The 507-nt window shown below is 57.8% G+C and carries 1 protein-coding gene and 1 pseudogene; both read left to right on the forward strand.

Translation table 11 applies throughout. From position 1 onward, the window contains the following. A pseudogene (locus A3722_RS16800) lies at positions 1-261 on the forward strand (transposase); the annotation flags it as partial. Between the two features lie 21 nt (positions 262-282). After that, on the forward strand, positions 283-507 hold a 225-nt coding region (locus A3722_RS25355; RefSeq protein WP_443068788.1), incomplete at its 3' end, for a hypothetical protein.

Raw genomic sequence — 507 nt, forward strand, 5'->3', positions numbered from 1 at the left:
TACAACGACGCCCTGAAGCGACGTGGCTCGCTGACCATCTGGTTTGATCCATCGATGATCTGGTCTCCGCCTCCGAGCGGCAAAAGAGGCCGCCAGAAAGCTTACAGCGATGCCGCCATCCAAGTTTGCCTGACGCTGAAGGTACAGTTTGGCATGCCGTTGCGGCAGGTAACGGGCTTTGTCGAAAGCCTACTCGGTTTGGCGGGGTTGAACTGGGCGGTTCCAGATTACAGCACGCTGTGCCGCCGTCAGAAGACCCTGATGGGGGTGGATTCCGGCTGAGTGCAGAATGACACCCTAAGGCATTTTGAGGACGCGGCTTCCGTATTCACGCAGATTTCCGTTTGGATCTACGTATCGATAGAGCGTAACAGGCTTGATCCCCAACTCCTTGCAGAGATCACTAACAGACGTGTCGCGATTGGCCATGGCGGCTTGCGCCATACGGACCTGCGCTTTTGTCAGCGCAAACTTCCTTCCACCTTTCCGGCCACGGGCGCGGGCGGC

The organism is Sulfitobacter sp. HI0027, from assembly GCF_001634775.1.
GTDB lineage: Bacteria > Pseudomonadota > Alphaproteobacteria > Rhodobacterales > Rhodobacteraceae > Sulfitobacter.